Raw genomic sequence first — 8259 nt, forward strand, 5'->3', positions numbered from 1 at the left:
CCGGAGGTCAGCTTCAAGCCCACCACGGCCACCACGAGCAGCGAGACGAAGAAGATCCGGGCCGCCGTCGCCGGCTCGCCGAGGACCACCATCCCGAGCACCGCCGCGCCCGCCGCGCCGATCCCGACCCACACCCCGTAGGCCGTGCCGATCGGCAGCGTCTTCGCCGCGTAGGCGAGCAGCAGCATCGAGGACACGATCCCCGCGCCCGTGAACAGGCTCGGCACGAGCCGCGTGAAACCGTGCGTGTACTTCATCCCGATCGACCAGGCCACTTCGAGCAGACCCGCGATGATCACGGCGATCCACGCCATGACGAGACACCTCCGAACGAACGAGCGAACAGGGTGCGTCGTCTTTCGTGACCCGGTACGGCGCGTCTCGTCGGGGTGCTTCCGAGGCTAGCAACACCGAGGGCCCTCACAGATACAGGCCCGTCGAGTCCTCCGCGCCCTCGAAGCGGTCGGCGGCCACCGCGTGCAGGTCCCGCTCCCGCATGAGGACGTACGCGACACCGCGCACCTCCACCTCGGCGCGGTCCTCCGGGTCGTACAGCACCCGGTCGCCCGGCTCCACCGTCCGCACGTTCTGCCCGACCGCGACGACGCGCGCCCAGGCGAGCCGCCGCCCCACCGCCGCCGTCGCGGGGATGACGATCCCGCCGCCCGAGCGGCGCTCCCCCTCCGGGTTGTCGCTCCGCACCAGGACGCGGTCGTGCAGCATCCGGATGGGCAGCTTGTCGTCGTGGACCGGGCCGCCGGGGGCCTGCGCGTCGTGGGCCTCGTTCGTGCCGTGGTTCTCGCTCACGCCGGAAAATCTAACCCGGGGCCCCGCACGCCCGGTACGGAACCCCGGCACTGGGACGCCCGCCCCCGCCCCGGGACCCGTGGCGGCGCCCCCGTGCGGCTCACTTCTTCTTGCGCCGCCCCGAGGCCACGACGAGCCCGGCCACCCCCACCGCGAGCAGCGCGACCGGGACGATCCGCTCCAGGCGCGGGGCGCCCTCCTCGTCCACGAACTTCGCCCGCACACCGCTCAGCGTGCGGTTCACGCCCACATACGCCCGCCCGAGGGTCTGATCGACCTTCGCCGTCGCCTTCGCCTTCGCATCGCCCACGATCGTCTTCGGGTGCACGCGCACCCCGATCTCGTCGAGGGTCTCGGCCAGCAGCACACGCCGGCGCCTGATGTCCGCCTCGATCTCCGCAGGGGTCCTGGCATCCGCTTCCGACACCGCGTTGCCTCCGTCGTCGTGTCCCGGGGCCCGTGAATCGGGGACACCCGGCGCTCTTGTGCACTCTCCGCGCCCCGCTCGGGGCCCGTAGCACGACAGTCTGTCAGTTGTACCGCCCGCGCACCCCTCGGCACCCCCTGTACGGACGCCATGAACCCGGTACGGACCGTCCGGCCCCGCCCGCGCGCTGGCTTAGGCTCGGCGGCGTACCCCGTAATCCCTCCCGGAAACAGGAGCACCTCATGAGCGAGCGCCTTCAGCCCGGTGACCCCGCCCCCGACTTCACCCTTCCGGACGCCGACGGCAAGGAGATCCCGCTCTCCGCGCACCGGGGACGGAAAGTGATCGTCTACTTCTACCCGGCGGCGCTCACCCCGGGCTGCACCAAGCAGGCGTGCGACTTCACCGACAACCTCGACCTCCTCGCGGGCGAGGGCTACGACGTCATCGGCGTCTCGCCCGACAAGCCCGAGAAGCTCGCGAGGTTCCGCGAGAAGGAGGAGCTGCGCGTCACGCTCGTCTCCGACCCGTCCAAGGAGGTCATGGAGGCGTACGGCGCCTTCGGCGAGAAGAAGCTGTACGGCAAGACCGTCACCGGCGTCATCCGCTCCACGATCGTCGTGGACGAGGAGGGCAAGGTCGAGCGCGCCCTCTACAACGTCAAGGCCACCGGGCACGTCGCGAAGATCATCCGTGACCTCGGGCTCGCCGAAAACGTCTGAAAACGGGCATGACGGTGACTGTCGGTAGCCGTATTGGTGCCCCTTGAACGAATTTGTTTGAGCGCGGCGGAAGCGCGCAGGTGTTCAGCTTGGTAACGGGACCAGCGAAAGGAACACCGCGATGGCGGCGACCGACAACGACGAGCCGGTGGTGGACCCCGCCGCGGTCAGACGCCACCGGGTGCTCTTCCGCGCGATCGACAAGCGGCGCAATCCCAAGCTGCGCCGCAGCGACATCACCGTGACCGACGAGGCGGCGGCCAAGCGGGCCACCAAGGCGGCCATGCTCGGCAACGCCATGGAGTGGTACGACTTCGGGATCTACAGCTATCTCGCGTCGACGCTGGGCAAGGTGTTCTTCCCCTCCGGGAACGACACCGCCCAGCTCCTCTCCTCCTTCGCGACCTTCGCCGTGGCCTTCCTCGTCCGCCCCATCGGCGGCGCCGTCTTCGGGCCCCTCGGCGACAAGATCGGCCGCAAGTCGATCCTCGCCATCACGATGATCATGATGTCGATCGGCACCCTCGCGATCGGCCTCATCCCCTCGCACGCCACGATCGGCGTCTGGTCCCCGATCCTGCTGATCTTCTTCCGCCTCGTCCAGGGCTTCTCGACCGGTGGCGAGTACGGGGGCGCCTCGACCTTCATCGCCGAGTACGCGCCAGACAAGCGGCGCGGCTTCTTCGGCAGCTTCCTCGAATTCGGCACCCTCGCCGGATACGTGGCGGCCTCCGGCCTGGTCGTCCTGCTGACCACCTTCTTCAGCGACGACCAGATGCTCCACTGGGGCTGGCGCATCCCCTTCCTGGTCGCCGCCCCGCTCGGCTTCATCGGCCTGTGGCTGCGGATGAAGCTGGACGAGACGCCCGCCTTCCAGAAGCTGGAGGGCGCCCAGGTACGGGCGAGCGAGACCGCCGACGCGGTCGAGACCTCCGCGGCCGGCGACCTCGGCAAGATCTTCACGAAGTACTGGCGTCCGCTGCTGCTGTGCCTCGCCCTGGTCGCGGCGTACAACATCACCGACTACATGCTGCTGTCGTACATGCCGACGTACCTCTCCGACGAACTCGGCTACGGCACCAACAAGGGGCTGCTGATCCTGCTCCTCGTGATGGTCGTGCAGATGTGCCTGCTCCAGCAGGTGGGCCGCCTCTCGGACCGCGTCGGCCGCAAGCCGCTCCTGATGGCGGGGATGATCGGCTTCCTCGTCCTCTCGGTCCCGTCCTTCCTCCTCATCCGCCAGGGCAGCATCGTCTGGATCGCGCTGGGCCTGCTCCTCCTGGGCCTCTCGCTGGTCTGCCTGCTCGGCACGATGTCGGCGGCACTCCCGGCGATCTTCCCGACCCAGGTGCGGTACGGCTCCCTCTCGATCTCCTACAACCTGGCCACCTCGATCTTCGGCGGCACGACCCCTCTCGTGATCACCGCCCTGATCAGCGCCTTCGACACGAACCTGATGCCGGCCTACTACGCGACGGCGGCGGCCGTGGTGGGCGTCATCGCGGTCCTGTGCCTCAAGGAAACGGCCAACCTCCCGCTGGCCGGCTCGCCCCCGTCGGTGGAGACGGAGGAAGAGGCGGTGGAACTGGTACAGGCCCAGACCCCGGAGCCGAAGTTCTGACGCGCGGCTCGTGCGGCTCGGCTCGTACGAAGCGGAGCGCCCCGTACCGGTGAAGGTGCGGGGCGTTCCGCTGTTCGGGGTGACCCGGTCGAACGGGTGTCGTTTCACCGGGTGAACGCTCGATCGAACGGGGTGCGGGATGCCGGTCAGGTATACGGACGAGGAACTGCGGGGGGCCTTCGAGGGGGCGATGACCCTGGGTGAGGTGATGCAGAGGCTGGGGGTGGCGCCGGAGAACCGGGAGCGGCGCACGTACCTGCGGCAGCGTATGAAGTCGACGGGGCTCGACCTGAGCCGCTTGGAGGACCCACGCGTCCGGTGGACGCGAGCGGAACTCGCGGAGGCGGTGGCGGCCTCGCGCACCATGTACGAGGTGCTGTCACGCCTGGGGATCGACCAGGTGGGCGGCTGGCACACCCACCTATGCCGCAGGATCACCAAGCTGGGCATCGACACCTCGCACTTCGTAAGGGTCAGGCGCAGCGCGCCACGCCAAGGCGCCCGAAGGCGGACGTCAGCCGAACTTTCCACCTTCGAGCCCGTAAGGACTCGCCGCGTCCCCGTGCAGCGACTGAAACGGGCGCTCCTGGCCACCGGCCGTGCGGAGGTATGCGCCGACTGCGGAATCGGCCCCGAATGGCTGGGCGAGCCGTTGCGCCTGGAGGTCGACCACATCGACGGCGACTGGCGGGACAACCGGGCGGAGAACTTGCGGTACCTGTGCCCGAACTGCCACAGCCAGACGGTCACCTTTGCCGGTAGGGTCGTGAGGTGATACAAGTCTGACGCTGGACCCGTACCCCAGCTGGCTAGAGGGACTGGGTTTAGGTCCCAGGTGTCATGGGTTCGAATCCCATCGGGTTCACGGACGGAAAGGGGCGCCTCTTCGAGGCGCTCCTTTCTTGTGGCGGGGGCGCCGTCAGGCCAGGAGCTCGCGCACGACTGGTACCAGTGCCCGGAAGGCCTTGCCGCGGTGGCTGATCGCGTTCTTCTCGGCCGGGGTCAGTTCGGCGCAGGTGCGGTCCAGGCCCTCCGGTTGCAGGACCGGGTCGTAGCCGAAGCCGTTCGTTCCGGCCGGCTCCAGGCGCAGCGTGCCGCGCAGGTGGCCCTCGACCACGCGTTCCGTGCCGTCGGGGAGGGCCAGCGCCGCCGCGCAGACGAAACCGGCGGCGCGGTGCTCGGGGGCGATGTCGGAGAGCTGCGCCAGGAGGAGGTTCAGGTTCGCCTCGTCGTCGCCGTGGCGGCCGGCCCAGCGCGCGGAGAAGATGCCGGGGGCGCCGTTCAGGACGTCCACGCACAGGCCCGAGTCGTCGGCCACCGCGGGCAGGCCCGTCGCCCGCGCCAGGGCGTGCGCCTTGAGCAGGGCGTTCTCGGCGAAGGTGACGCCCGTCTCCTTGACGTCGGGGATCTCCGGGTACGCGTCGGCCCCGACGAGTTCGTGCCCGAGCCCGGCCTCACTGAGGATGGCGTGGAGTTCGGTGACTTTGCCGGCGTTGCGGGTGGCGAGGATGAGGCGGCTCATGGACGCCAGTATTCCGCAACGGCCGGCGCGCGCCTCAGGGGGTGCAGACCTTCGTCAGCTCGCCCGCCGCGTCGGTGAGCGGGTCGAGGTCGGGCGTGTTGTCGCCGGCCTCGACATCGGCCCGTACCGTGCCGACCGCCTTGCCGAGCCCGTCGAGCGCTTCCTTGAGGTCCGCGTCGTCGGCCTTCCTCCGGAGGCCGTCGAGGTCCTTGTCGATGGCGGAGAGTTCGGCGTCGGGGTCGAGCGGGTCGTCGCCGATGCTGTCGGCGGACTGCTGGAGGTTGGTGACGTGGTCCGCGATGGTGTCGGCGGTGTGCACACAGTCGAGCGCCTTCTGGGCGGCGTCGCAGGCGGTGAGGCCGAGGAGCGGGAAGGCGGCCAGGAGGAGGGCGGCGGCGGTGAGGCGGGCTCGGCGGTGCGCGGGCATGAGCGGGCGGTCCCTTTCGTCCACGGCGGGGCGGGACCCGGAGGAGTGACCTCCGCCGGGTCCCCGTCATGCGGGATGACGCTGTGGACGGTTGTTCGGTTGCCCGTGGCCCGTACTTCGCTTGGTGTTTCCTTTACCCGGGCGGCGGGCCGGGGCCCGGGACACCGCGCGCCGGATCGCTCAGCCTTCGAGCGCCGGGCGGCTCAGCCTTCGAGCGCCGCTTCGAGCCCGCGCGCCGGACGGCTCAGGCTTCGAGCGCCTCGCGCTGGAGGGCCGCCAGGTCCGTGCAGCCCGCGCTCGCGAGGTCGAGGAGCGCGTCGAGTTCGGCGCGGTCGAAGGGCGCGGCCTCGGCGGTGCCCTGGACCTCCACGAAGCGGCCGTCGCCGGTGCGGACGACGTTCATGTCCGTCTCGGCGCGCACGTCCTCCTCGTACCGCAGGTCGAGGTACGGGACGGAGTCGATGATGCCGACGGAGACGGCCGAGACGGTGTCGCGCAGCGGGACGCGGCCGGCCTTGACGAGCTTCTTGCCCTGCGCCCAGCGGACGGCGTCGGCGAGGGCTACGTAGGCGCCGGTGATGGCGGCGGTGCGGGTGCCGCCGTCGGCCTGGAGGACGTCGCAGTCCAGGACGACGGTGTTCTCGCCGAGGGCGCGGGTGTCCACGACGGCCCGGAGGCTGCGGCCGATGAGGCGGGAGATCTCGTGGGTGCGCCCGCCGATCTTGCCGCGGACGGATTCGCGGTCGCCGCGGGTGTTGGTGGCGCGCGGCAGCATCGCGTACTCGGCGGTGACCCAGCCCTCGCCGCTGCCCTTGCGCCAGCGCGGGACGCCTTCGGTGAAGGAGGCGGTGCACAGGACTCGGGTGTCGCCGAAGGAGACGAGTACGGAGCCTTCGGCGTGCTTGCTCCAGCCGCGTTCGATGGAGACGGGGCGGAGCTGGTCGGGGGTGCGGCCGTCGATGCGTGACATGCGGCTGAGCCTAGTTGGTCGTGGGGGACGCCCTGCACGGCTGGTCGGCGTCCCCCGCGGCGCCCGGCGGTCGCGTCACATCATGTCTTCGATGTCCGCGGCGATGGGGTCGGCGTCGGTGCCGATGACGACCTGGATGGCGGTGCCCATCTTGACGACGCCGTGGGCGCCGGCGGCCTTGAGGGCGGCCTCGTCGACCTTGGAGGCGTCGTAGACCTCGGTGCGCAGCCGGGTGATGCAGCCCTCGATGTCGCTGATGTTGTCGAGGCCGCCGAGTCCGGCGACGATCTTCTCCGCCTTGCTGGCCATGCGCCACGCTCCTTGTGCCCGGTGCTCCGTGATGGGGGTTTTGTCACGTTAACTCACCATTGGCCCTTCTTCATGGGCGACGGGAGCCGGGGTGCCGATTCATGACGCTCAGCAGGAGCGCGCCCCGGGCGGCACGGGAGGTTGTGGATGAGCGCGGCGACGAGTGCGGCGACGGCGGGGCCGGGGCCCTGGGGGAAGTTCTTCCAGGGTTTGCAGAAGATGGGGCGTTCGCTCCAGTTGCCGATCGCGGTGCTGCCCGCGGCGGGGATTCTCAACCGGCTGGGGCAGCCGGACGTCTTCGGTGACGACGGACTGGGCTGGACGAACGTCGCGAAGGTGATCGACGCGGCGGGCGGGGCACTCCTGGATTCCACGCTGGGTCTGCCGCTGCTGTTCTGCGTGGGTGTCGCGATCGGCATGGCGAAGAAGTCGGACGGCTCGACGGCCCTCGCGGCCGTGACGGGGTTCCTGGTCTTCTACGCCGTGCTCCAGGCGTTCCCGGTGGACTGCCCGAAGGGGCAGGAGGCCGTGGACGGGGGGTGCGTGGACTTCGCGGGGAAGGCGTTCACCGCCGCGACGTACCAGAATCCCGGCGTGTTCGGCGGGATCGTGATCGGGCTGATCTCGGCGTACGTGTGGCGCCGGTTCTACCGGACGAAGCTCGTGGACTGGCTCGGCTTCTTCAACGGGCGGCGGCTGGTGCCGATCCTGATGGCGTTCATCGGGCTGCTGCTCGGCGGGCTGGCGGCGTGGGCGTGGCAGCCGATCGGGGACGGGCTGACGAACTTCGGGGAGTGGCTCTCGGACGCGGGCTCGTGGGGGTCGGGGGTGTTCGGGGTCGCCAACCGGGCGCTGCTCGTGGTGGGGCTGCACCAGTTCCTGAACACGTTCGTGTGGTTCCAGTTCGGGGACTTCAAGGCGGCGGACGGCGACATCGTGCACGGGGACATCAACCGCTTCCTGGCGGGCGACCCGAGCGCGGGGCAGTTCCTGACGGGGTTCTTCCCGATCATGATGTTCGCGCTGCCCGCCGCGGCGCTGGCGATCACGCACTGCGCGAAGCCGCACCGGCGCAAGGAGGTCGGCGGGCTCATGCTCTCGGTCGCGCTGACCTCGTTCGTCACGGGGATCACCGAGCCGATCGAGTACTCGTTCCTGTTCGTCGCACCGCTGCTGTACGCGGTGCACGCGGTGCTGACGGGTGTGTCGATGGCCGTCTCGTGGGCGCTGGGGGCGAAGGACGGGTTCAGCTTCTCGGCGGGCCTGATCGACTACGTCATCAACTGGTCGCTCGCGACGAAACCGTGGCTGCTGCTGATCATCGGGGCGTGCGCGGCGGTCGTGTACTACGCGGTGTTCCGCTTCGCGATCACACGGTTCGACCTCAAGACGCCGGGGCGCGAGCCGGAGGAGGAACGGGAGGACGAGACGCGGGCGTGAGGGGGCGCGCGGGC

Annotated in this window: 11 protein-coding genes, 1 tRNA gene and 1 riboswitch; of the genes, 5 read left to right on the forward strand and 7 right to left on the reverse strand. The window is 70.1% G+C overall.

What is annotated here, in order from left to right:
• The 3 genes from sugE to SSBG_RS09405 all read right to left on the reverse strand — a co-directional run.
• Positions 1–314, reverse strand: a 314-nt coding sequence (gene sugE, locus SSBG_RS09395; RefSeq protein WP_008745938.1) for a quaternary ammonium compound efflux SMR transporter SugE, incomplete at its 3' end; no start/stop codon positions are given.
• A gap of 32 nt (positions 315–346) precedes the next feature.
• Positions 347–411, reverse strand: a riboswitch (guanidine-III (ykkC-III) riboswitch).
• Positions 412–420: 9 nt separating this feature from the next.
• Positions 421–723 carry a GroES family chaperonin gene (locus SSBG_RS09400; RefSeq protein WP_050776883.1) on the reverse strand — a complete coding sequence of 101 codons (303 nt, stop codon included), beginning with the start codon at positions 721–723 and terminating at the stop codon, positions 421–423.
• Positions 724–907: 184 nt separating this feature from the next.
• A complete protein-coding gene (locus tag SSBG_RS09405) occupies positions 908–1234 on the reverse strand; it encodes a DUF3618 domain-containing protein (protein ID WP_008745940.1) in 327 nt (108 codons plus the stop codon).
• 242 nt (positions 1235–1476) lie between these two features.
• Here SSBG_RS09405 and bcp point away from each other — a divergent pair, with 242 nt between their 5' ends.
• The 4 genes from bcp (at position 1477) to SSBG_RS09425 (ending at position 4442) form a co-directional block, all read left to right on the forward strand.
• On the forward strand, positions 1477–1956 hold the full coding sequence (gene bcp, locus SSBG_RS09410) for a thioredoxin-dependent thiol peroxidase (protein WP_008745941.1): 480 nt from the start codon (positions 1477–1479) through the stop codon (positions 1954–1956).
• Between the two features lie 121 nt (positions 1957–2077).
• On the forward strand, positions 2078–3577 hold the full coding sequence (locus SSBG_RS09415; protein WP_008745942.1) for an MFS transporter: 1500 nt from the start codon (positions 2078–2080) through the stop codon (positions 3575–3577).
• A 139-nt stretch (positions 3578–3716) separates the two neighbouring features.
• Positions 3717–4352 carry an HNH endonuclease signature motif containing protein gene (locus tag SSBG_RS09420; protein WP_008745943.1) on the forward strand — a complete coding sequence of 212 codons (636 nt, stop codon included), beginning with the start codon at positions 3717–3719 and terminating at the stop codon, positions 4350–4352.
• A gap of 15 nt (positions 4353–4367) precedes the next feature.
• Positions 4368–4442: transfer RNA gene (locus SSBG_RS09425), tRNA-Leu, on the forward strand.
• 54 nt (positions 4443–4496) lie between these two features.
• Here the strand turns inward: SSBG_RS09425 and rdgB are convergent.
• The 4 genes from rdgB to SSBG_RS09445 all read right to left on the reverse strand — a co-directional run bounded on the left by rdgB (position 4497) and on the right by SSBG_RS09445 (position 6805).
• Complete coding sequence (rdgB, locus tag SSBG_RS09430) at positions 4497–5099, reverse strand: RdgB/HAM1 family non-canonical purine NTP pyrophosphatase (protein ID WP_008745944.1); 603 nt, start codon at positions 5097–5099, stop codon at positions 4497–4499.
• A gap of 34 nt (positions 5100–5133) precedes the next feature.
• Positions 5134–5526: a hypothetical protein gene (locus tag SSBG_RS09435; RefSeq protein ID WP_037871280.1), complete on the reverse strand. Its 393-nt coding sequence runs from the start codon at positions 5524–5526 to the stop codon at positions 5134–5136.
• A gap of 244 nt (positions 5527–5770) precedes the next feature.
• Positions 5771–6496 carry a ribonuclease PH gene (gene rph, locus SSBG_RS09440; RefSeq protein WP_008745946.1) on the reverse strand — a complete coding sequence of 242 codons (726 nt, stop codon included), beginning with the start codon at positions 6494–6496 and terminating at the stop codon, positions 5771–5773.
• 75 nt (positions 6497–6571) lie between these two features.
• A complete protein-coding gene (locus SSBG_RS09445) occupies positions 6572–6805 on the reverse strand; it encodes a glucose PTS transporter subunit EIIB (RefSeq protein WP_008745947.1) in 234 nt (77 codons plus the stop codon).
• A 147-nt stretch (positions 6806–6952) separates the two neighbouring features.
• On the opposite strand from SSBG_RS09445, the gene SSBG_RS09450 reads away from it, so the two are divergent.
• A complete protein-coding gene (locus tag SSBG_RS09450; protein WP_008745948.1) occupies positions 6953–8245 on the forward strand; it encodes a PTS transporter subunit EIIC in 1293 nt (430 codons plus the stop codon).
• Positions 8246–8259 lie beyond the last annotated feature (14 nt).

This window comes from Streptomyces sp. SPB074 (assembly GCF_000154905.1).
Lineage (GTDB): Bacteria > Actinomycetota > Actinomycetes > Streptomycetales > Streptomycetaceae > Streptomyces.

Excerpts from the sequence above, each read along its gene's own strand:
- SSBG_RS09400 (WP_050776883.1), bottom strand. The coding sequence starts at position 723 with ATGCTGCACGACCGCGTCCTGGTGCGGAGCGACAACCCGGAGGGGGAG.
- bcp (WP_008745941.1), top strand. The coding sequence starts at position 1,477 with ATGAGCGAGCGCCTTCAGCCCGGTGACCCCGCCCCCGACTTCACCCTT.
- SSBG_RS09415 (WP_008745942.1), top strand. The coding sequence starts at position 2,078 with ATGGCGGCGACCGACAACGACGAGCCGGTGGTGGACCCCGCCGCGGTC.
- SSBG_RS09420 (WP_008745943.1), top strand. The coding sequence starts at position 3,717 with ATGCCGGTCAGGTATACGGACGAGGAACTGCGGGGGGCCTTCGAGGGG.
- rdgB (WP_008745944.1), bottom strand. The coding sequence starts at position 5,099 with ATGAGCCGCCTCATCCTCGCCACCCGCAACGCCGGCAAAGTCACCGAA.
- SSBG_RS09435 (WP_037871280.1), bottom strand. The coding sequence starts at position 5,526 with ATGCCCGCGCACCGCCGAGCCCGCCTCACCGCCGCCGCCCTCCTCCTG.
- rph (WP_008745946.1), bottom strand. The coding sequence starts at position 6,496 with ATGTCACGCATCGACGGCCGCACCCCCGACCAGCTCCGCCCCGTCTCC.
- SSBG_RS09445 (WP_008745947.1), bottom strand. The coding sequence starts at position 6,805 with ATGGCCAGCAAGGCGGAGAAGATCGTCGCCGGACTCGGCGGCCTCGAC.
- SSBG_RS09450 (WP_008745948.1), top strand. The coding sequence starts at position 6,953 with ATGAGCGCGGCGACGAGTGCGGCGACGGCGGGGCCGGGGCCCTGGGGG.